General features: G+C 67.6%; 17 protein-coding genes and 1 rRNA gene. 9 read left to right on the top strand and 9 right to left on the bottom strand.

Annotated features, from left to right (window positions below):
- Window positions 1-56 precede the first annotated feature (56 nt).
- The 3 genes from ABLE92_RS03550 (at window position 57) to ABLE92_RS03540 (ending at window position 5,465) form a co-directional block, all read left to right on the top strand.
- On the top strand, window positions 57-2,057 hold the full coding sequence (locus tag ABLE92_RS03550) for an alpha-1,4-glucan--maltose-1-phosphate maltosyltransferase (protein ID WP_348803248.1): 2,001 nt from the start codon (window positions 57-59) through the stop codon (window positions 2,055-2,057).
- A complete protein-coding gene (gene glgB, locus ABLE92_RS03545) occupies window positions 2,020-4,341 on the top strand; it encodes a 1,4-alpha-glucan branching protein GlgB (protein WP_348803247.1) in 2,322 nt (773 codons plus the stop codon). The genes ABLE92_RS03550 and glgB overlap by 38 nt, the downstream gene beginning before the upstream one ends.
- A 212-nt stretch (window positions 4,342-4,553) precedes the next feature.
- Window positions 4,554-5,465 (top strand): SGNH/GDSL hydrolase family protein, encoded by a 912-nt coding sequence (locus ABLE92_RS03540; protein ID WP_348803246.1) that lies wholly within the window; start codon window positions 4,554-4,556, stop codon window positions 5,463-5,465.
- A 117-nt stretch (window positions 5,466-5,582) separates the two neighbouring features.
- Here the strand turns inward: ABLE92_RS03540 and ABLE92_RS03535 are convergent, their stop codons facing one another.
- From ABLE92_RS03535 to ABLE92_RS03515, 5 genes are all read right to left on the bottom strand, one after another.
- Window positions 5,583-6,482 (bottom strand): tetratricopeptide repeat protein, encoded by a 900-nt coding sequence (locus tag ABLE92_RS03535; RefSeq protein ID WP_348803892.1) that lies wholly within the window; start codon window positions 6,480-6,482, stop codon window positions 5,583-5,585.
- Between the two features lie 59 nt (window positions 6,483-6,541).
- Window positions 6,542-7,768, bottom strand: a complete 1,227-nt coding sequence (locus ABLE92_RS03530; protein WP_348803245.1) for an MFS transporter — start codon at window positions 7,766-7,768, stop codon at window positions 6,542-6,544.
- Window positions 7,769-7,771: 3 nt separating this feature from the next.
- The gene (locus tag ABLE92_RS03525) at window positions 7,772-8,083 is read right to left on the bottom strand and encodes a thiamine-binding protein (protein WP_348803244.1); all 312 of its coding nucleotides are present in this window, start codon (window positions 8,081-8,083) and stop codon (window positions 7,772-7,774) included.
- 13 nt (window positions 8,084-8,096) lie between these two features.
- Window positions 8,097-8,459 carry a DUF3817 domain-containing protein gene (locus ABLE92_RS03520; RefSeq protein WP_348803242.1) on the bottom strand — a complete coding sequence of 121 codons (363 nt, stop codon included), beginning with the start codon at window positions 8,457-8,459 and terminating at the stop codon, window positions 8,097-8,099.
- 100 nt (window positions 8,460-8,559) lie between these two features.
- Entirely contained in the window at window positions 8,560-9,792 is a 1,233-nt protein-coding gene (locus ABLE92_RS03515; RefSeq protein ID WP_348803241.1) for an acetyl-CoA C-acetyltransferase, read from the bottom strand.
- Between the two features lie 83 nt (window positions 9,793-9,875).
- Here ABLE92_RS03515 and mce point away from each other — a divergent pair, with 83 nt between their 5' ends.
- A complete protein-coding gene (mce, locus tag ABLE92_RS03510) occupies window positions 9,876-10,358 on the top strand; it encodes a methylmalonyl-CoA epimerase (protein ID WP_348803239.1) in 483 nt (160 codons plus the stop codon).
- Window positions 10,359-10,466: 108 nt separating this feature from the next.
- Window positions 10,467-11,462, top strand: a complete 996-nt coding sequence (locus ABLE92_RS03505) for a coiled-coil domain-containing protein (RefSeq protein ID WP_348803238.1) — start codon at window positions 10,467-10,469, stop codon at window positions 11,460-11,462.
- A gap of 18 nt (window positions 11,463-11,480) precedes the next feature.
- Here the strand turns inward: ABLE92_RS03505 and nucS are convergent, their stop codons facing one another.
- The 3 genes from nucS to ABLE92_RS03490 form a co-directional block, all read right to left on the bottom strand.
- Window positions 11,481-12,179 (bottom strand): endonuclease NucS, encoded by a 699-nt coding sequence (gene nucS / locus ABLE92_RS03500; protein WP_348803237.1) that lies wholly within the window; start codon window positions 12,177-12,179, stop codon window positions 11,481-11,483.
- Between the two features lie 63 nt (window positions 12,180-12,242).
- Complete coding sequence (gene glsA, locus ABLE92_RS03495) at window positions 12,243-13,685, bottom strand: glutaminase A (RefSeq protein WP_348803236.1); 1,443 nt, start codon at window positions 13,683-13,685, stop codon at window positions 12,243-12,245.
- A gap of 40 nt (window positions 13,686-13,725) precedes the next feature.
- Complete coding sequence (locus tag ABLE92_RS03490; protein WP_425476150.1) at window positions 13,726-14,946, bottom strand: helix-turn-helix domain-containing protein; 1,221 nt, start codon at window positions 14,944-14,946, stop codon at window positions 13,726-13,728.
- A gap of 180 nt (window positions 14,947-15,126) precedes the next feature.
- Between ABLE92_RS03490 and ABLE92_RS03485 the strand changes: the two genes are divergently transcribed.
- The 4 genes from ABLE92_RS03485 to ABLE92_RS03470 all read left to right on the top strand — a co-directional run bounded on the left by ABLE92_RS03485 (window position 15,127) and on the right by ABLE92_RS03470 (window position 20,712).
- On the top strand, window positions 15,127-16,971 hold the full coding sequence (locus ABLE92_RS03485) for an NAD(P)-binding domain-containing protein (RefSeq protein WP_348803233.1): 1,845 nt from the start codon (window positions 15,127-15,129) through the stop codon (window positions 16,969-16,971).
- Between the two features lie 236 nt (window positions 16,972-17,207).
- Window positions 17,208-18,098, top strand: a complete 891-nt coding sequence (locus tag ABLE92_RS03480) for a universal stress protein (RefSeq protein ID WP_348803232.1) — start codon at window positions 17,208-17,210, stop codon at window positions 18,096-18,098.
- A gap of 73 nt (window positions 18,099-18,171) precedes the next feature.
- The gene (locus ABLE92_RS03475; RefSeq protein WP_348803230.1) at window positions 18,172-19,740 is read left to right on the top strand and encodes an APC family permease; all 1,569 of its coding nucleotides are present in this window, start codon (window positions 18,172-18,174) and stop codon (window positions 19,738-19,740) included.
- 108 nt (window positions 19,741-19,848) lie between these two features.
- Window positions 19,849-20,712, top strand: a complete 864-nt coding sequence (locus tag ABLE92_RS03470) for a universal stress protein (protein ID WP_348803229.1) — start codon at window positions 19,849-19,851, stop codon at window positions 20,710-20,712.
- A gap of 415 nt (window positions 20,713-21,127) precedes the next feature.
- On the opposite strand, the gene rrf is transcribed toward ABLE92_RS03470, so the two are convergent.
- Window positions 21,128-21,229, bottom strand: a 5S ribosomal RNA gene (gene rrf / locus ABLE92_RS03465); the annotation flags it as partial.

The raw sequence follows: 21,229 nt of genomic DNA, 5'->3' as shown, positions 1-21,229 counted from the left end.
CAACAGCAACGACGCATCCGGCCGGAGTCGCGGCCTGCGTGAGAAGGGAGCCGCGAGTGATCGGCCGGATGGGCATCGACGACATCCAACCACTCGTATCGGCAGGTGCGAATCCAGGCAAAGCCGTTGTGGGCGAAATGGTTCCGGTGAGCGCCACGGCCTGGCGCGAAGGGCACGACGCGCTCGGCGCCACCCTGCGGATCGAGGGACCGAGGCGACGCATCTTCGAGGTCCGGATGACGCCGTCGATCGAACCGGATCAGTTCAACGCGGCGTTCGTCCCCGATCTCGAGGGCTTCTGGACGTTCCGCATCGAGGCGTGGAGTGACCCCTTCACCACCTGGAAGTCCGGCATCGTCAAGAAGATCGAGGCCGGCCAGGGCACCGTCGATCTCGCCAACGATCTGGAGATCGGCGCCAGGATTCTCGACGTCGCCCACGATCAGCTCCCACCGTCGGATCGCGTTCACCTCGAAGAGGCGATCTGGATGTTGCGCTCGGACGAACCGCAGATCGCGGCCCGGGTGCGCCCGGCGCTGTCGGAGAAGGTCGCGACGCTCCTGCACCGGAATCCGGTGCGCGAAATGGTCACCAAGAGTCGCAACCACCGCGTCTGGGTCGATCGTCGACGCGCCCTGTTCGGTTCGTGGTACGAGATGTTCCCGCGGTCGACGGGCGGCTGGGACAACGAGGGCAACCCGGTCCACGGCACGTTTCTGACCGCCGCGCAGGATCTGCCGCGGATCGCGGACATGGGTTTCGACGTCGTCTATCTGCCGCCGATCCACCCGATCGGCCACGTGAATCGCAAGGGCCCCAACAACACTCTGATCGCCGGTCCCGAGGACGTGGGTTCGCCGTGGGCAATCGGCTCCGCCGACGGCGGCCACGATGCGATCCACCCACAACTCGGCTCCACCGACGACTTCACCTACTTCATCGGACGTGCCCACGAACTGGGCATGGAGATCGCACTCGACCTGGCGTTGCAGTGTGCGCCCGATCATCCGTGGGCGATCGAGCATCCCGACTGGTTCACCGTCCTCCCGGACGGCACGATCGCCTATGCGGAGAATCCGCCTAAGAAGTATCAGGACATCTATCCGCTCAACTTCGACAATGATCGCGCCGGGATCTACGGTGCCATCCTGCGGGTGACGCTGCACTGGATTTCCTTGGGGGTCAAGATCTTCCGCGTCGACAATCCGCACACCAAACCGCCGAACTTCTGGGAATGGCTGATCATCGAGGTGAAGAAACGCCACCCCGAGGTGCTCTTCCTGGCCGAGGCGTTCACCCGACCGGCCCGCCTCTACGGTCTAGGCCGTCTCGGCTTCACGCAGTCCTACACGTACTTCACCTGGAAGACCGCCAAGTGGGAGCTCGAGGAATTCGGCCGCGAGCAGGCCGCACGTGCCGACGAGGCGCGTCCCAACCTGTTCGTGAACACCCCCGACATCCTGCACGAGAGCCTGCAGCACGGTGGTCCCGGCATGTTCGCGTTGCGTGCCGCGCTCGCGGCGACGATGGCACCCACCTGGGGCGTCTATTCCGGGTATGAACTCTATGAGCACCGGGCGGTCCGCGAGGGCAGCGAGGAGTACCTCGACTCGGAGAAGTATCAACTGCGCCCCCGCGACTTCAAGGCGGCCTCGTCGCGCGGTGAGTCGCTGGAACCGTGGATCACCTCACTCAACGCGATCCGCCGTCGGCATCCGGCCCTGCAGCAGTTGCGCAACATCACCTTCCACAACGTCGACAACCCGGCACTGATCGCCTACTCGAAGATCGATGCCGTCTCGGGTGATCGCGTTCTGGTGGTGGTCAACCTCAATCCGTTCGGCACCGAGTCGTCCACCCTGTGGCTGGACATGCCCGCTCTCGGCTTCGACTGGCAGGACCATTTCCACGTCCGCGACGAGGTCACCGGCGACGAGTACACCTGGGGGCAGGCCAACTTCGTCCAACTCGTCCCGTCCCGGGCGGTCGCCCACATCCTCGCCTTGCCACCGCTCGATCATGCTGCCGCAGAACAACTCTCCTACCGGATTCGATGAGGACACCGTGACCCACACCCCGGAAGACCCGGACACCCCCACCACCGAACCGGCGACGGGTACCAACGCCTCCCCCGCCTGCGGCCTGCCCGACCCGTTCGCCTCCGATCACGATCTGAACCGACTCGACACGCTGACGCACCCCGATCCGCATGCGTTCCTCGGCGCCCACGACACGGGCACCGGATTCACCATCCTGCGCACGTTGCGGCCGAACGCGGAGTCGGTGACCGCGATCATCGGTGGTGTCGAATACCCGATGACGGCACAGACCGATGACCTGTTCGTGGTGGCGGTGCCGATCGAGGGCCTCATCGACTACCGGTATCGCATCGACTACCCCGACGGCGCGGGCGGCACGAACCAGTTCGTCGTCGCCGACGGATACCGTTTTCTGCCCAGCATCGGCGAGACCGACACCTATCTGTTCGGTGAGGGCCGGCACGAGGAACTGTGGACGATCCTCGGGGCCCGGCACGCGTCGTACACGACGCCCGACGGCGAGGTGACCGGAACCGCGTTCACCGTCTGGGCGCCCAACGCGCACGGTATCGCCGTGATCGGCGACTTCGACTGGACCGGACGCACCGCGCCGATGAGATCGCTGGGCAGCAGCGGTATCTGGGAGGTCTTCCTGCCCGACGTCGGTGAGGGCACCCAGTACAAGTTCCGGATTCACGGCGCCGACGGGGTGATCCGGGAGAAGGCCGACCCGATGGCACAGGGCACCAACGTGCCGCCCGCGACCGCCTCGGTGGTGACCCGGTCGTACCACACGTGGACCGACGACGAGTGGATCGCCCGGCGCGCGGCGTCGTCACCGAACAGCGAACCGATGAGCGTGTACGAGGTGCATCTCGCCTCCTGGCGTGAGGGTCTGAGTTACCGCGAGCTCGCCGATCAGCTCGGTGACTATCTGATCGAGAAGGGCTTCACCCACGTCGAGTTCCTCCCGGTCGCCGAGCATCCCTTCGGCGGTTCGTGGGGCTATCAGGTCACCTCGTACTATGCGCCGACCGCCCGATTCGGTACGCCCGACGATTTCCGCTACCTGGTGGATCATCTGCACTCGCTGGGGATCGGGGTCATCGTCGACTGGGTGCCGGCCCATTTCCCGAAGGACGAGTGGGCCCTCGCGCGGTTCGACGGCACCGCACTCTACGAGAACGCCGATCCCATGCGGGGCGAGCAACTCGACTGGGGCACCTTGATTTTCGACTTCGGACGATACGAGGTCCGCAACTTCCTGGTGGCCAACGCCCTGTTCTGGTTCGCCGAGTTCCACATCGACGGGCTGCGGGTGGATGCGGTCGCGTCGATGCTGTACCTCGACTATTCGCGCCCGGCGGGCGGCTGGCGCCCCAATATCTACGGTGGCCGCGAGAACCTCGAGGCGGTGCAGTTCCTCCAGGAGACCAATGCCACTGTGGCCAAACACTTCCCGGGTGTGGTCACCATCGCCGAGGAGTCCACGGCGTGGCCGGGGGTGACCCGGATGACCGATCTCGGCGGCCTGGGATTCAGCCTGAAATGGAACATGGGGTGGATGCACGACACCCTGGGCTATCTGGGACGGGACCAGGTTCACCGCAGCTTCCATCACCACGAGATCACCTTTTCGATGATGTATGCGTGGAGCGAGAATTTCGTGCTGCCGCTGTCGCATGACGAGGTCGTCCACGGCAAGGGCACACTCTGGAGCCGCATGCCGGGCAACTCGTTCACCAAGGCCGCCGGTGTGCGAGTCTTCCTGGCCTATCAGTGGTCACATCCCGGTAAGCAACTGCTGTTCATGGGACAGGAGTTCGGCCAGACCGGTGAGTGGTCGGAGGACCGCAGCCTGGATTGGCACCAGATGACCGGATGGGAGGGCGAGTTGCATTCGGGTATCTCGGCCCTGGTCACCGATCTCAACCGGATCTACAAGGCGTCCCCGGCCCTGTACAGCAAGGACACCGAACCGTCGGGCTACGAATGGATCGACGCGAACGACACCGCCAACAACGTCATCAGCTTTCTCCGATACGGCTCGGACGGGTCGGTGGTGGCCTGTCTGTTCAACTTCTCCGGCTCCGACCGCAGCAATTACCGGGTGGGCCTGCCGGTCGCCGGTGAGTGGCTGGAGGTGCTCAACACCGATTCCGCGGCGTACCAGGGTTCGGGTCAGGGCAACCTCGGTTCGGTCGTCACCGATGACACTCCGTGGCACGGGCGAGAGGTGTCGGCGCCGGTCATGCTGCCCGCCAACTCGGCGATCTGGTTGGCGCCGGCGGCCGCCGAGTGAACCGGTACCACGCGCGCTCCAAGAGGTAACCCCCATCGAAAGCAGGCCGCTGCAATCCCTACCAAATTTCTTGCAGCACAGCCAAATACGTGACGCATGTCGGCGGCCTCATCGGTGCACGGCCGCCGACATGCGCGCCCAGCCGAAGGCCGCTAGGGTGATCTCGCCCCGCATCCACCTCGGTAGCGGGACGGAACCGTTGGGGGAATCTCGTGACACATTCGCAGGGTGACAAGTCGACGACGGCACGGAAGTGGGCCGGACCCGCGATCACCGTGGTGGCCGGCGCCGTGGTGGTCGCCTCCATCGTCGGGGTCAACGTCGCCACATCGGACACCGGCACCCCCGCCTCCCAGACATCCGCAACCGAGACTGCCACCACCGAGACATCCACCACCGAGACATCCACCACCGAGACATCGGCATCACCGACGTCCGGTACGCCGGCACCCGCCCCGGCCACCGAATCGGCCACGCGCGCCTTCACCGCAAGCCTGCGGGCCGATCCCACCGTGTCGAAAACCCTTGTCCTCCTCGGTGATGCGACCGGATCCGATCCGAACGGATGGGCCCCGCAACTCGGCACCGCGATCGCTACCACCTTCGACAAGGGGGTGGCCACCAAGTTCTGGGATGAGTCGACCTCGTCGTACGGACCGATGATCGGGCTCGGCAACGGACCGAACGGCAAGGTCGGATTCTGGAACGGCAGCGCTGCCGGACTCACCGCCGCCTACGCGGTGGACCACCTCGACGGCCTGATCGCACCCGATGTCACTCCCAACCTGATCATGCTCGACTTCGGCCACACCGAGAACACGTCCGCGCCGCTCGCACCGCAGCTCCAGCCACTCATCGACGCACTCCGGGCGAAGTACCCGAACGCGAAACTTGTGGCGTTCAAGCAGAATCCGCAGTCCGACGGATCAACGGCCGGTCAACTCGAGGGATTCGCCGCGGCCATGGACGCCCAGGGCATCGAGGTAATCGATGTCTACTCCGCATTCCCCACCGACGAGGCACAGCTCAACGCGCTGCTATCCGACGGCGTGTATCCCAACGCCGAGGGCCAGAAGATCTGGGCCACAACCGTACTGAACGCGTTCGGCCTGTCCGGTTCGTGACCGCGGCGGATGGATGACACCCGCCGGATATCACGCCGGGCCGGTCGCGACGGCGCGAGTCCGACGACGCTCTCCTCGGCGGTGGCGGCAAGTGGATCTGTGATCAGGACAGGCCGATCAGTACAGCGCGCTGGCCAGTTTGCGACGGGCGGCGACCACGAACGGCTCTGCCGGATCGAAGAGCTCGAACAGCTCCAGCAGTCGCGTGCGAGCACGGGTACGGTCGTCGCCGGCCGTTCTCCGGACGACGTCGATGATGCGATCGAAGGCCGTCTCGGGTTGCTGCGCGAGCAGTAACACATCGGCGGCCGCCAGTTGCGCGTCGACATCGCCGGGTGCCGCGTTCTCGACGATCGACGGGTCGTGTGCCTGCGCGCGGAGCACGAACTCGAGATTGCGTGCGGCCGAGGCCGCTTCGACGTTGTGGGGCTCGGCCGCCACGATCGCGCGGTAATCGGCCAGCGCGCCGTCGAAGTCACCGGCGTTGAGCTTGTCCTCGGCGGCCTCCATCCGGGGATCGACCGCTTCGGTCTCCGCATCCGCGGGCGCCCCGGTCAGCGCGCCGCCGACCTGGGTGAGGATGTCGTCGAGCCAGGCAGCGATCTCCTGCTCGCTGCGCACCCCGTTGAACGCCGATACCGGCTGTCCGGCCGCGATGGCCACCACCATCGGAATCGACTGTGCCCGAAAGGCCTGCGCGATCCGCGGATTGGCGTCCACATCCACCTTGGCCAGCACCCAGCGACCGCCCGACGATGCGGCCATCCGTTCCAGTACCGGGGAGAGCTGCTTACACGGCTGACACCACTCGGCCCACAGATCGACGACCACCAGTTGCCGGGTCGAGCGTTCGAGGACCTCGGTCTCGAACGTCTCCTCGGTGATGTCGACGACGGCGGCGCCACCGTGCGGCGCGGCGGGCTGCCCGCCCTCGGCGGGCCGGGTGGGCCGTTGCGCCGCAGCGCGTTGGGCCTCGGCTCGTTCCTTGAGGGCCGACAGGTCGACGGCGCCGGCCATGGCGACGGTGGCGGCGGCCTGCTGTGCTGCGGCTGCCTGCGCTCGGGAAGAAGGTCTGCTCACGTCTCCAGTGTGTCATGTCGGCGTCGACTCCCGACCGGCTGCGGGGCCGACACCACGCCCGCGGCCCACGCCGCGAAGGCGAGCGCGAAAAGTACCGGCATCAGTCCCACGCGCAGGGAGGTGACGCCACCGATGGCCCCCACAATGGCGGGCCCCGCCAGCATGCCGAGGTACCCGCAGCCGACCACCGTCGAGATCGCCCGACCGCCGGCCCGGGTCGTCAGGTTTCCGGCGGCGGTGAAGATCTGTGGGATCAGCCCGGCCAGCCCGATACCGAACACCGCCCACCCGAGGATCGCGATGATCGCCGAGGGCGCGCCCTCTCCACTCGGTATCAACGCGATCAGCATGCCGATCGCGCCGATCACCGCTCCCCATCGGACCACCGCCACCGGGCCCACCCGGGCCGCGATCGGGTCGATGACGAAACGCGCCACCATCATCGCCGCGCTGAATCCCGCGAAGGCGATCGCCCCGATCGCCTCGCGCGTCCCGAAGGTCTCCACGACGTGCAGTGCGCTCCAGTCATAGGCGGTGCCCTCGGCGAGCATCGCGGCGAACGCCACGGCGGCCAGGAGTATCAGCCGCCGCAGGTCGAGTTCACGCCACCACCGCCGTGACGCTTCCTCGTGCGACGCGTCGGGAGCCGACGACTCCGCCATCCCGACGTCACGTCCCACCAGGCCCGCCGACGCGAATGCGACGATGATCAACCCGAGCGCGCCGAGCGCGGTGACGGTGACGGCCACCGGCCAATCCATCCACAGACCCACCGCGACCACACCGGAACCGAGCAGACCGCCGACGGAGAAGAATCCGTGGAAGGCCGACATGATCGGCCTGCGGTAGGCACGTTCGACCTGTACGGCCTGGGCATTCATCGAGACGTCGAGCGAACCGTTGGTGAAGCCGAACACCGCCAGCGCCAGCGCCAACCACCCGGGGGTGGCGGCGAGGACGGGTCCGAGCATCGCGCCGCACAGCACGATCGCGGCGACGAGTGTGGTCGGCCGCGATCCGATCCGGTCGATGAGGCGACCGCACACCTGCATACCGACGAACGCGGTGGCACCGACCAGCAGCAGCATCGCGCCGAGCTGTCCGTGCGAGGTCCCGGTGTGCTCGGTGATCACCGGAATGTGCGCGACCCATAGGGCGGCGAGGAAGCCGTTGAGACCGAAGACCGTGGCGACCGCCGCGCGCGCCCGCGTCAGACGGTGCATCCCTCAATCGTCCAGGTGCGCCCGGACCCGCGCGACCTTGCCCGCGAGCTCACCCTCGGTGTGACCGGCCCGGATATCGGCCTTGAGGACCAGTCCGACGCGGGGCGCGAGTGCCGCGACGGCATCGGTGGCCTGCTTGACCACCGCCATCACCTCGTCCCAGTCACCTTCGAGGTAGGTGAACATCGCGGTGGTCTGATGGGGCAACCCCGACGCGCGCACCACCCGGACGGCCTCGGCGACGGCCGCACTCATCCCACCGTCGGCGTCGACGGCGTCACCTCCGGACGGCGAGATGCTGAACGCGACGATCACCGGCGGATTCCTCTCACGCCGCGAGTTCGGCGGCGGAATCTCGTTCGACGGACAGTTCGGCGAGATGGCCGTTGCGGGCGGCCCACCACTCGAACACCAGGGTGCCGAACGGTGGGATACTCGACACCAGGGCCAGGGCGGTGACCTTGAGATTCCACTTCAGCGAGAGCGCGGTCACCAGGGAGATCACCACGAACACGACGAATACGATGCCGTGTGTCATCCCCGGTACGGCGACCGCCTCGGTATGCCCGAGCACCCACTTGAAGAACATCGCGACGAGCAGCGCCGCCCAGGTGATCGCCTCGAGGATCGCGACGAACCGGAAGCGTTTGGCGGGTGTGGACAGATCGAAGATACGCGTCATGGAATCCATTGTGCCGAAGAGCGGACAGCTCTACGACATCTCGTAGTAGGAGTGTGCGATGGGCCGTGCGCGGCGCCACGGCCCATCGCCGGACGTCATGGCGTGACGGTCAGGCCTTGGGCACCCGGATGATCAGCGCGTCTCCCTGACCGCCCGCACCACATAGTGCCGCCGCGCCGACGCCACCCCCGCGGCGCTGCAGTTCCAGGGCCAGATGCAGGGTGATGCGGGCGCCGGAGGTGCCGATCGGGTGGCCGACGGCGATGGCGCCACCGTTGACGTTGACGATCGCGGGATCGACGCCGAGCGCCTTGGTCGAGGCCAGCCCGACGACCGCGAAGGCCTCGTTGATCTCGATGAGGTCGAGGTCGGCGGGGGTGATGCCGGCCCGGTCGCAGGCCTTGCTGATGGCATTGGCCGGCTGCATCTGCAGCGACGAGTCGGGGCCGGCGACCACACCGTGGGGGCCGATCTCGGCCAGCCACTCGACGCCGAGTTCGGCGGCCTTGGCCTTGCTCATCACGATCACCGCGGCCGCACCGTCGGAGATCTGCGAGGAGTTGCCGGCGGTGATGGTGCCGTCCTTGCGGAACGCGGGCCGCAGCCCACCCAGCGATTCGGCGGTGGTGTTGGCGCGAATCCCCTCGTCCTCGGCGAACTCGATCGGGTCGCCCTTGCGCTGCGGGATCGAAACGGGAACCACCTCGTCGCCGAAGAGTCCGTCCTTCCAGGCCGCGGCCGCCCGCTGGTGGCTGACGGCGGCGAACTCGTCCTGCTCGGCCCGGGTGAATCCGCGGAATTCGTTCCCCGTCGCTCCGCTCGCCCCGACGTCGTTGCCCTGCTCGGTCAGCGCACCCATCGGCTGATCGGTGAACGCATCGAAGAGCCCGTCGTAGGCCATGTGGTCGACGAGTTCGGTGTTGCCGTACTTGAAGCCGCTGCGGCTGCCGGGCAGCAGATGCGGCGCCTGGGTCATCGACTCCTGACCACCGGCCACCACGACGTCGAACTCACCGGCCCGGATGAGCTGATCGGCCAGCGCGATCGAGTCGATACCCGACAGGCACATCTTGTTGATGGTCAGCGCCGGGACGTCCCAGCCGATGCCGGCCTTGATCGAGGTCTGGCGTGCGGGCATCTGCCCGGCGCCGGCGGTGAGGACCTGCCCCATGATGACGTAGTCGACCGCGGAGGCCGGAACCTTCGCGCGCTCGAGCGCCGCCTTGATGGCGATCGCGCCGAGGTCGACCGCACTGAAATCCTTCAGTGAGCCGAGCATCCGACCGAACGGGGTGCGCGCACCGGCAACGATGACCGAGGCATGATCTGACGTCGTGGACATGGAGGACCTCCAACACAGGTGACCGCGGTGCCTACCGAGCGGTCGGTGAAGTACTTTTGCATCCTCAACGCTACCGTTAGGCCATGACCGCATCAGCAGCTGACCCCACCCCCGGATCGCCGACCGCGGTGATCGCCGACCTCGTCGTCGCCGTCGATCACGTCGGCATCGCCGTCGCCGATCTCGACGACGCCAAGCAGTGGTACGCCGATCACCTCGGATTCGTCACCCTGCACGAGGAGACCAACGACGAGCAGGGCGTGCGGGAGGCGATGATCGGACCCGCCGGAACCGAGGGCGCGGTGATCCAGCTGCTGGCCCCGCTGACACCGGAATCGACGATCGCGAAGTTCCTCGACCGCAACGGCCCCGGCCTGCAGCAGCTCGCCGTACGGGTCACCGACGTCGACGCCGTGATGACCCGGCTCACCGACGCCGGCGTGCGCGTCCTGTATCCCGCGGCCCGCCGCGGCACCGCCGACTCCCGGATCAACTTCGTCCATCCCAAGGATGCCGGCGGGGTGCTCCTCGAACTGGTCGAGCCTGCCGCTTCGTCGTCGCACTGACGGCTCACCGGCACGTGAGCGGGCGCCGATCCGACCGTTGCCTTCCGCCGGCCGTGCGGGACCTTCGCCGGATCGGTCCGGTCGGCGTCCTCCGTTAGACTGAGCCGCATGGCAGCTCCCGCCCCCAGGCAGCAATTACCCTTTGCGGTCGTGATGCGCGGCTATGACCGTGAGCAGGTCGCGGATCGATTGCGGCGCATCGACGCCGACATGCGGGTCCTGGCCGCCGACCGAGATGCGGCCACTGCCAACGCGCGGGAACTGGCCGCCCACCTGGCCGACGCGCGCGACGAGATCGAGATGCTCCGACGCGAGGTCGACAAACTCTCCGTGCCCCCGACGACGGTCCAGGGAATGAGCGAGCGACTGTCGCGGATGCTGCAGTTGGCCTCCGACGAGGCCTCCGAGATGCGCGCCGACGCCGGTGCCGAGGCCGCCGAGACGGTGTCGGTGGCCCGGCAGGAGGCCGCCGAAACCCAGCAGAACGCGGCCACCGAGGCCGACCGCATCCTCGCCGACGCGCGGGCCAAGGCGGCCAAGATCGTCGGCGACGCCGACACGTACTCCGCCGACACCCGCAACGAGGCCGACAAGGTCCTCGCGACCGCGACGGCCGACGCCGAACAGGCCGCGCGGGACCGGGCCGAGAGGGCCGCGGCGATGGAATCCGAACACGAATCCACCATGTCGGCCGCACGCGACGAGGCTCAACGCATCGTCGCCAAGGCACAGGCCGAGTCCGAAGAACTCACCCTGTGCACCCGCCAGACACTGCAGCGCGAGCGGGAAAGCCACGACGCAGACCTCGCCGACCAACGAGCGCGGGCCGACCAACTGGCCACCGACATCGAGACCACCGCCCGCGACATCGCCGCCGAACGCGTGGCTCGCTCACGCGACCTGGGCACCCGGACCACCGCGGCACGCGACGAGATCCTCGGCGAACTCGCCCGGATCGCCGAGAGGCTGGCCGAATTGCCCGGGCAGCTGACCACCGAGGTCGACGCCGAGCTGACCACCGCGTCGGCCGACAGCGACGTCGAGTTGCTCAACCGTCGGCTCTCGGACGCCGCGCAGGTGCACATCGGCAAACACGCGTCCTGAATTCGGCGGTCCCCCGCCTCAGAACAACCGGAACTCGGTGCTCTCGGCACCGCGCAGCTCGTCGTAATCCAATACGACGCAACGGATTCCGCGATCCTGAGCGAGGGTCCTGGCCTGTGGCTTGATCTGTTGCGCGGCAAACACCCCACTCACCGGGGCCAGGGTTGCATCCCGATTGAGCAGTTCGAGGTAGCGGGTCAGCTGCTCGACGCCGTCGATCTCGCCGCGTCGTTTGATCTCCACCGCGACCGTCGACCCGTCGGCGTCGCGGCACAGGATGTCGACCGGACCGATCGCGGTCATGTACTCGCGCCGGATCAACGTGTAGCCAGGACCGAGGGTGTCGACATGCTCGGCGAGCAACTCCTGCAGATGCGCCTCCACCCCGTCCTTCACCAGGCCCGGGTCGACGCCGAGTTCATGCGAGGAATCGTGGTCGATCGACGCGAGGGTGATCCGCAGTTCCTCACCCGCCTTGTTGGCGACAACCCAGTACGCCTCGACGTGATCGTGGGCGTCGGCGACCTCGTCGGGAACCTGCGTCTCGGTGAGCCAGCACGGTGGACTCATCCAGTTCAGCGGCTTGTAGGCGCGATCGTCGGCATGCACGCTCACCGATCCGTCGGACTTGATCAGCAACAACCGCCGGGCCATCGGCAGGTGGGCCGTCAGCCGGCCGACATAATCCACTTGGCATTCCGCGATCACCAGACGCACACCCGGCAGCTTAAGGCATGCCGGTCGGCACGTCGGTCAGCGACGTGCGGTTGTCGGGCGACGTCAGACCTCGTCGCCGCGGTAGCGCTCGATCTGGAACTCCTCGGCGTCGCGTACGGCGGCGACCATCGTCGAATGCACATGCGGCAGGGTCGGATCGAGGCCCCGAAGTTGTTCCGGCGCATTGAGATCGGGAACGATGGAGTCGTCGCGGTGGGCGGCGACGCTGGCCCGGACCACGCCGTCGGGATCGACGAGCATCGCTCGTTGCCCGCGGGTCTGGGTGGTGTGGCGAATGCTGAGCAGCATGGTGCGCGCCACCGGGTCGATCACCCCCACCCGGGAGATCTCGATGATGACGACGTCGAAATCGTCGATGTCGTTCTCGATCCGGCGCAGCGCCCGCTCGGCACCGGCGAACGTCAGGTCGCCCTGCAACTCATAGATCCGCACCCGATCCCGGCAGGTGCGCAGGAAACTGCGATCGATCTCGGGCCACTCCGTTCCGACCTCGAACTCGGCGGCCGTGGACACCGAGCGGATCGACACCCGGCTCTCGCGCGTCACGTTGAACATGTGCAGGCCCAGGTCACGGGACAGGTGACGGCAGGTGTCCACGCCACGCACGCTGTTGCCGTGCTCGTCGAGTCGCGGCGAGTACACCCCGATGCCGAGTTGCCCGGGCAGCACGGCCAGGATGCCGCCGCCGACGCCACTCTTCGCCGGCAACCCCACCGAGGTGACCCAGTCACCGGCGCCGTCATACATCCCACAGGTGGTCATCACGCTCAGTAGGCGTTGGGCGACCTCGTTGCTGATGACGCGGCGTCCGGTGCGCGGATTGTCCCCGCCACCGGCGATGGTGGCCCCGATGACCGCCAGATCGTCGGCGGTCACCCGGATCGAGCACTGCCGGAAATACAGGTCGAGTGCGGCGTCGGGATCGGTGTCGACCATCCCGAAGCTGTCGAGCATGTAGACGATCGCGCGATTGCGCGAGCCGGTCGCCGATTCCGAGGCATAGACCTGCTCGTCCATGGCCAGCCGCCGCCCGGCACACGCCGAGTAGAACTCGAGGATCTCGCCGAAGACCGTGTCGACCGCGTTCTCCGGCAGTTCCCGCACCGGCGGCAGCAGCAACGACGCGGCCAGGATCGCACCGGCATTGATCATCGGGTTCCGCGGCCGCCGCCGCGCATCCACACTGATCTCGTTGAACGCCTCCCCCGACGGCTCCACACCGATCTTCGCGTCGACGGCCGCCATGTCGAGTCGCGACAACGCCATCGCATAGGTCAGCGGTTTGGAGACCGACTGGATGGTGAATTCCACGCCGACATCACCGAGGGAGTACGTGTTGCCGTCGTGCATACACATCGACAACGCGTAGCCGTCCGGGTCGACGGCGGCGAGTTCGGGGATGTAGTCGGCGACCGCACCGGAACGATCGGGTGCGCAGTCGGCCATGATGTGGCGCAGATAGCCATCGACGTGTGAGATCGGCACGTCAAGAAATCTATGGCATCACCGTCTCGATGCCACCACCTCACCCGAGGTGAACGTCGACGCCGTCGCTGAACCGGTAGGGGTTGGCGGCCAGCAGCCCACCGAATCGCCTTCGCAGGCGCGAGATCTCGGCGCGCACCGTGATGGTTCGGTCGTCGACCCCGAACAGACTCGTCGACAACGCCGCGGCGCTCAGCCCGCCGGGGTGTGCGGCCAGGACGCGCAGGATCTCATCGTGACGCGGTGACGGCCGATGGGTCCAGCTGCCCGCGGCCCCGGAGACGCGGATGAGGGTGCCCGCGTCGTCGGAGTCGATGGACACCCGGGTCCGCCGCGACGGCCGGTCGGCGTCGGCGACGCGGATCAGCCATCCGCCGGGAAGGGGCTCGACGTCGCACTCACCGAGGTCGGTGAGGTGGGTCCGGCCAGGGTGCAACTGCCGCGGGATGGTCAGCCGCGAGCGCGGCGCCACCGACTCGACGGCCGCCACCCAGCCGTCGGTGTCGACGGCGATGGCCGGTCCCGCCGTCCGCGCCAGGATGGGTGCGGCCACCGAACGCAGTTGATCGAGGACCCGGCGGTGGTGATCACGCAGCTGCGATTCGGCCAGCCGCGCCACCGTGTCGACCAGCGCCAGCGTCGTCGGGTGGATCGTCGCGGCCGGGCCGCTGACGTCGACGACACCCAGGACCGACCCGGTCCGCGGATTGCGGATCGGGGCACCCGCGCAGGTCCAGGTGTGATGCGTGCGCACGAAGTGTTCGGCGGAGAACACCTGCACCGCCCGGCCGGACTGCAAGGCGGTGCCGATGGCGTTGGTGCCGACGGCGTCCTCGGCCCAGCACGCCCCCTCGACGAATCCGAGCCGGTCGGCGCGATGCAGGACGCGGTTGGCGCCGCTGCGCCACAGCACGTGGCCGTGTGCGTCGGCGACCACCAGGATGTTGTCGCCGTCGGCGATCACCGCGTCGAGTCCGCGGGTGAGTTCGTCGAGGACCGCGTGCAGGCCCGACTCGCTGCGACGGGACGCGACCTCGGCGGTGCCGATGCGATTGCGCAGTGAGCCGTGGTCGGGGTCGACGCCGGCGTCGAGCACCCGATCCCAGGAGTCGCTGATCACCTGGCGCGGCCGGGCCGGCGGCTTGTCGCCGGCCATCGCCGCGTCGTAGACGGCGTGCAGGACGGCGGCGAACTGCCGCGGATCGTCGCCGGCGGCGACCGCGGGTTCGAGTCCGGCTGGTGTTGAGGTGGCCACGACCACGATTGTGCTCCCGGTCACATCCCGCTGGCAAAGGGCCACCGGCGTTGCAGGGGGTTGCAGCCACCTGCCACCCGGCCCGCAACGGGCTGCAACCCTTGCCCGCACCCACCGCCGGGGCGTGTGCTGTGGATCACATGAGCACCGAGATTTCCTCCCACTCACACGAAAGGGGCATCACCCATGACCCAGACACTCGAACCCGATCTGGCGCACACCACCGACGAGGCACCACAGGACCGGGCGCAGGCCTGGCTCGCACGATTCGAGACCGCGCTCGCCGCGCGCGACATCGCCGCGGTGACGTCGCTGTTCGCCACCGACAGCTTCTGGCGTGACCTCGTGTCGTTCACCTGGAACCTCAAGACCGTCGAGGGCCGTGAGCAGATCGCCGAGATGCTCACCGAACGCCTCGACGACACCGACCCGAGCGGCTTGCGCACCAGCGAACCGGCCACCGACGACGACGGCGTCGTGTCGGCCTTCATCGAGTTCGAGACGGCCACCGGTCGTGGCGTCGGACATCTGCGACTGCGTCGCGACGAACACAGCGGCGAGGACCAGGCCTGGACCCTGCTCACCACGCTGCAGGAACTCAAGGGATACGAAGAGCGCTCCGGCGCCACCCGCGTCATGGGAGCGGTGCACGGTTCGGACCCCGACACACGGTCGTGGGCCGAGCGCAAGGCCGACGAGGACGCCTCGCTCGGACGCAGCACCCAGCCGTACGTCCTCGTCGTCGGCGGTGGACAGGGCGGCATCGCGCTCGGTGCGCGGCTGCGTCAACTGGGCGTTCCGTCGATCGTCATCGACCGCCACGATCGGCCCGGCGATCAGTGGCGGGGACGCTACAAGTCGCTGTGCCTGCACGACCCGGTGTGGTACGACCATCTGCCGTATCTCCCCTTCCCGGAGAACTGGCCGGTGTTCGCACCCAAGGACAAGATCGGTGACTGGCTGGAGTTCTACACGCGCGTCATGGAGGTGCCCTACTGGAGCAGGACGACCTGCGAGTCGGCGACCTACGACGAGAAGAGCGGGAAGTGGACCGTCGAGATCGATCGCGACGGTGAGCATCTGACCCTGCATCCCGATCAGTTGGTGCTGGCCACCGGGATGTCCGGCAAGGCCAACGTGCCCACCTTCGCCGGCCAGGACGTCTTCGCCGGAGAGCAGCATCACTCCAGCCGACATCCGGGACCCGACGGGTTCATCGGCAAGAAGGTCGTGGTGATCGGCGCCAACAACTCCGCCCACGACATCTGTAAAGCATTGGTGGACAACGGAATCGACACGACCATGGTGCAGCGTTCGTCGACCCACATCGTCAAGTCGGATTCGCTGATGGAGATCGGCCTCGGCGCGCTCTACAGCGAGCAGGCCGTCGCCGGCGGGATGACGACGAAGAAGGCCGATCTGACCTTCGCGTCACTGCCGTACCGCATCATGCACGAGTTCCAGATCCCGCTCTACGACCAGATCCGCGAACGCGACAAGGAGTTCTACGCCCGCCTCGAGGCCGCCGGATTCGACCTGGACTTCGGCGACGACGACTCCGGGTTGTTCATGAAGTACCTGCGACGCGGCTCGGGCTACTACATCGACGTCGGCGCCTGCGACCTCGTCGCCGACGGCACCATCAAGCTCGCCCACGGCGACATCGATCACCTCACCGAGAACAGCGTCGTCCTCGCCGACGGCACCGAGTTGCCCGCCGACGTCGTCGTCTACGCCACCGGATACGGATCGATGAACGGCTGGGCGGCGGATCTGATGGGCCAGGAGATCGCCGACCGCGTCGGCAAGGTGTGGGGTCTGGGATCGGACACCACCAAGGACCCCGGGCCGTGGGAGGGCGAGCAGCGCAACATGTGGAAGCCGACCCAGCAGCCCGGCCTCTGGTTCCACGGCGGCAACCTGCACCAGTCGCGGCACTATTCGCTCTACCTCGCCCTGCAGCTCAAGGCGCGGTTCGAGGGCATCGACACACCCGTGTACGGCCTGCAGGAGGTCCATCACCTCAGCTGAGTGCCGGGCCGAGGCGGCGGCGCCGGGATCGTGTATCGATCCCGGCGCCGCCGGCGTCGGGGTGCATTCGCACCCACTCGGTGGCTGGCCATGTTGTCCATCGGGACACGACCTCCTCGACACTTCGGCCATGGGCACGGTTCGCACCCGGAGCGCACAGTGATGCCAGTCACCCGATCACGCGAGTCCTACCTCGTCTGAATCCGGCGGGTGCGATCCGACGATGGGAGCCGCCCGTGCCCACCCGCACCCGACTGCTGGTCGCCTACCTCGCCACCCCCGGCGGCGCCGACGCCCTGTCGCTCGGCATCGATCTCGCACGCGCGCTGCACGGCGAACTCGACATCGCCATGGTCCTCCCACCGATGGGCCCCATCGAGCAGGTGGCCGCGCCCGGCAACGCCGATTACACCCGGTTCGTCGATGACCGGGCGGCGACGTGGTTGGCCGAGGCCACCGCCACCATCCCCGACGACATCGTCGCCGAAGCCCGAATCGCACTGTACGACAACGTTGCCGAGGGCCTGGTCACCGAGGCACAGCAGACCGGATGCGCGGCCATCGTGGTCGGCGGCTCCGGCGGCGGGATCGCCGGTCGCCACTCCCTGGGCTCGGTGGTCAACGATCTGCTGCACTCGTCTCCGGTACCTGTCGTCCTCACGCCGCGCGGCGCCGCCTCGAACGCCCCGCACACCCTGCGCCGCATCACCTGCGCGATCGGTCGCCGACCGGGAAGCACCGCCCTGTTCACCGCCGGCCTCGACCTGTGCGAACGCACCGGACTTCCGCTGCGCCTGGTGTCGCTGGTGACCGGAGACGACGATGCGCTGCCGTGGCGTCGTGACGACACCGACCCCGCCGTCCGGGCCGCCGCCGGCGAACTCCTCGACGGCCTCGTCGACGACGCACACACCCGCCTCGGCGCCGACCATCAGATCGCCTCCGCGGTGGTCGCCGCGAAGACGACGGAGACCGCCGTCATCTCCCTCGACTGGGACGACGGCGACATCGTGCTCGTCGGCTCCAGCCGACTCGCCCAGCCGCTGCGTCTGTTCCTCGGAACCACCGCGGCCAAGATGCTTCGTGCGCTGTCGGTCCCGATGATCGTCGTGCCCACGAGCACTTGAGCGCCGACGGCATCTCCCCGGCCGACCGGACCACCCGCCCTCGACTCCCCCGCCCTCGACCCGGAGCGCACACATGACGTCACAACCCACACCGCCGAACGCACCCACCGGGGTGCCGACGCCCATCGGTGAGATCCCCGTCGACAAGGGCCTCGCCGCCGGCAAGGTCGGCGTGCTCTCCGGCGCAATCCTCGGGATATCCACCGTCGCACCGGGTTACACCCTGACCGCGAGCATCGGACTGATCGTGGCGGCCGTCGGGCTCAAGATGCCCGCGATCTTCATCGCCGGGTTCATCCCGATGTTCCTCACCGCCTACGCCTACCGCGAACTCAATTCCGACACTCCCGACTGCGGGGGATCGTTCACCTGGTCGACGAAGGCCTTCGGGCCGTACGTCGGGTGGATGTGCGGTTGGGGCATGGTGGTCGCGACCATCATCGTGCTGTCGAACCTCGCCGCGATCGGTGTGCAGTTCTTCTACCTGATCATCGCCCAGATCGCCGACCGCCCGTCGATCGCCGACCTCGGCACCAACAAGCTGGTCAACATCGTGACCACACTCGTGCTGCTCGCGGCGGCCACGTGGATTTCGATGCGGGGCATCTCGACCAGTGAACGCATCCAGTACGTCCTCGTCGGCTTCCAGCTCATCGTCCTGTTCGCCTTCGCGATCATCGCCCTGGTGAAGGTCGCGGCCGGCGACGCACCCGCGGGCCTGTCCTTCGACATCGACTGGTTCAACCCGTTCACCGGACTGACGATCTCCGCCTTCGCGGTCGGACTCACGGGATCGATCTTCGCGTTCTGGGGCTGGGATACGTGTCTGACACTCGGCGAGGAATGCAAGGACCCCAAACGCACGCCGGGCCGTGCGGGAGTGCTGTGCGTGCTGTCGATCCTGTTGACCTATCTCCTGGTCGCCGTCGCTGTGATGATGTACGCCGGAGTGGGTGCCGAGGGGCTCGGACTGGGCAACGAGGCCAACGCCGAGAACGTCTTCGGCGCGCTGGCCACACCTGTCCTCGGGCGGTGGGGCGGCCTGATGTTGTTCGCGGCCATCCTGGTGTCGTCGCTGGCCAGTTTGCAGACGACGTTCCTGCCGGTGGCGCGGACGATGCTCGCGATGGGCTCCTACGGCGCGTTCCCGAAGAAGGTCGCCGAGATCCATCCCCGGTTCCTGTCACCGTCGTTCGCGGCACTCGTCGCCGGCATCGTGACGGCCATCTTCTACACCGTGGTGACGATCCTGTCCGAACGCACCCTGATCGACACGATCGCCGCCCTGGGCATCATGATCTGCTGGTACTACGGCATCACCGCCTTCGCGTGCGTGTGGTATTTCCGGCATGAACTGTTCACCTCGGCACACAACGTGATCTACCGCTTCCTGTGCCCGTTCCTCGGCGGCCTCGCGTTGATCATCGTCTTCCTGATCTCCGTGGGCGAAAGCATGAACCCCGACAACGGCAGCGGCGCTTCCATATTCGGGATCGGGCTGGTCTTCTACATCGGGTTCGGCCTGTTGATCGTCGGGGTGTTCGTGATGCTCTACCTCCGGGCACGGCACCCGGCCTTCTTCCGTGGGGAGACGCTTCCGCGGTCCACGCCCACGTCGACGGCGCCCTCTTCGGTGTCGTGACTCACCGTCGGCGAGCGTGCCGATGTCCGGATGGACAGGCCTCGTCAGTGAGAACATCGTTGGGGACACACATCGACAGATCGCCGACATATCGCCGAGGGAGCCGACATGCCCACGCCACGTACGCTGCTTGCCGCCTATCTACCGACACCGGGTGGTGAAGACGCCCTCGGGCTCGGCGTGCAGTTGGCGCGGTCCTTTCACGCAGACCTCGACGTCTGCATGGTGTTGCCGCCCACACCCGATGGTGCCGACGTCGAGACGGCGGCGCGCCTCGATTCGCAGGCAGCGGAATGGTTGTCCGACGCGGCCGCCCGCGTCCCCGACGATGTGGTCGCCGAGGCTCACATCGCCTTCCACGACCACGCCGCCGAAGGCCTCGTCGTCGAATCCCATCGCACCGGGTCCGCGGCCATCATCGTCGGCGGCTCGGGCGGCGGCATTCGGGGCCGCAACTCCCTGGGATCGGTCGTCAACGATCTGATGCACGTCTCCACCACCCCGGTCGTCGTCGCACCACTCGGCGCACGCGAATCCGCCTCGCCCATCACCCGCATCACGGCCGCCGTCGGTCGTCGTAGCGGCGCCACCCCACTGCTGCGCGCGGTGATCGACGGTTGCGAACGCACCGGATTTCCGCTGCGCCTCATCTCGTTGCTGACGCCCGACGGTATCGGCGGCCAGGCCGGAGACCTCGAGACCGCGGAGAAGGCTGCCGCCGAGCATCTCGCCGAACTGGTCGAGACCGCGAAACAGGCGTTGGGTGCCGACTACGACATCACTTCGGCGGTCGTCACCGGCGATGACGTCGAGGACGCCGCCGGCAAGGTCGGCTGGCACGGCGGCGACATCGTCTTCGTCGGATCCAGTCGCCTCGCCCAACCGCTTCAGCTCTTCCTCGGCGCGACCGCCGCGAAGATGCTCCGCACGCTCGAAACCGTCCCGATGGTCGTCGTGCCGAAAGACGCCTGACGCGCTCGGTTCTCGTCGACGCGGTGCGTGTGTGCTCGCGCGGTCAGTGCACTGAGCGCGCGAACGTGGGGACGCCGCGCGAACGTGGAGGCACCGCGTGAAGGCCGGCGTGGCGCGGGTGCTGTTCGTCGACGCGGTGTCTGCATGCTCACGCGGTCAGTGCAATGAGCGCGCGTAGACGGGCTCGCCGCGCGAACGTGGAGGACCCGCGCGAAGGCCGGCGTGGCGCGGGTGCTGTTCGTCGACGCGGTGCCTGCATGCTCACGCGCTCGGTGCACTGAGAGCGTGAACGTGGGGACGCCGCGGGACCGAGCAGCGCCCGCGTGAACACGACCGGTGGATGCGCGAAAAAGGGCCGGGAATGCGGTGATGCCCCGCGAAACCCGAAGGTTTCGCGGGGCATCCCGGAATGATAGTTCGGCGGTGTCCTACTCTCCCACACCGATCAGAGTGCAGTACCATTGGCGCTGGTGGGCTTAGCTTCCGGGTTCGGAATGGGACCGGGCGTTTCCCCACC

Source organism: Gordonia oleivorans (assembly GCF_040044975.1).
Taxonomy (GTDB): Bacteria; Actinomycetota; Actinomycetes; order Mycobacteriales; family Mycobacteriaceae; genus Gordonia; species Gordonia oleivorans.
Note: the sequence above shows the minus strand (reverse complement) of the source record. Positions and strands in the feature narration are given on the sequence as shown.